Annotated in this window: 1 protein-coding gene; it reads right to left on the bottom strand. The window is 71.0% G+C overall.

Annotation, left to right across the window (positions count from 1 at the left end):
• Positions 1-85: 85 nt before the first annotated feature.
• Entirely contained in the window at positions 86-1,303 is a 1,218-nt protein-coding gene (locus AOK03_RS39345) for a phenylacetate--CoA ligase family protein (RefSeq protein WP_055570132.1), read from the bottom strand.
• Between the last annotated feature and the right edge of the window lie 19 nt (positions 1,304-1,322).

Raw genomic sequence — 1,322 nt, 5'->3', positions numbered from 1 at the left:
GGCCGGTCGTGGCGGGTGCGGCGGGCGGGTGCGGTGCGGAAGTCTGCATGTCGGTTCCTGTCGGGTGGTGGTGTCGTCGCTGGCGTCAGGGCGTGGTCAGCCAGGCGTACTTGCCGGAGCGGCCGATCGGCACCTGGGCGCGGTGCTCCACGACGCAGCTGCGCCCGGTCAACGCCCCCACGGCCGAGGCCAGTTCGGACGACTCATCGGGCGTGAGCGGCCGACCGTCGAAGGTCGTGCACCACAGCTCGCAGCGGTCCTCGCCGGTGAGGCGCAGCTGGTGCAGGAAGACACGGGGTGCGGCGGCGGTGACCCGGGCGTCGAGGTCGGCCTGGGCGACGGGGCCGCCGGGCGTGGCCAGCAGCTCCTTCTCGCGGCCGCAGAAGGAGACGATCCGCTCCGGGTCGGTGCTGCCGTCGCCGGTGCGTACGCAGTCGCCGGAGCGGTAGCGGACCAGCGGCATGTACGGGTTGCGGATGCTGGTGACGATGAGGCTGTGGATGCCGCTGCCCGGCTGCACCGGAATCAGCTCCACGCTCATGTCGTGCAGATAGGGGCGGTAGCCGCCGTCCCCTTCGCTGTAGAAGAGATAGCCCAGTTCGGTGCTGCCGAAGAGGTCGACGATGGGGCAGTCGAAATGGGTGCGGAGATACGTGCGGACGTTCAGCGGCGTGTACTCGTAGGCGTGGATGATCCCGGCCGGGCGCGGGAACCGGTCCCACAGGTCCCACTCGGTGACCTTCCTGGCCAGGTGCGCCAGGTGGTAGCCGGAGCAGTCCAGGAGGTACGAGCCCGTGGGATGCGCGGCGCTCACCTCACGGATCTCGGCGAGCATCCGCCCGACCTCGGCGCGGTCCCAGTCGTCCGGATCGAGGCGGCGGTTGAGGTACAGGGTCCGGTCGTCCAGCCAGCGTTCACCGGGCGTCGCGCCCGGCTTGCGGGCGTTGACGCGGGCGACGTGCTCGGTGGCGAGGACGGTGGTCAGCGAGACCCGCCGCGCCCCCGAGTGCCAGAGGGCGCCCAGCTCGGGGTGCTCGCTCCACAGGCGGTAGTACGAGTGGAGCAGGAAGTACGGCGGCCGGATGATCTGCATGCGCGCGTGGTTGGTCCCCGTGGACAGCACGAACTCGGCATCGCCCGTCTCCAGGGCCTTCTCCAGCTCGGGGGTCATCCAGTTGGCCGGGAAGTCCCGGGCGATCTCCGGCTTTTCGAGGATCGGGAAGTCGCCGCGCTCGACGGAGGCGCGGTAGAGGGGGATGTCCCGGACCTGGTCCAGGACGTCGGCGCTCGGCAGGCGGTTCAAGGGGGCTCCGGGGCTGGGT

Origin of the sequence: Streptomyces atriruber (genome assembly GCF_001418325.1) — a bacterium.
GTDB lineage: Bacteria > Actinomycetota > Actinomycetes > Streptomycetales > Streptomycetaceae > Streptomyces > Streptomyces atriruber.
The sequence above is the reverse complement of the archived record's forward strand: the minus strand, read 5'-3'. Positions and strand labels throughout refer to the sequence as shown.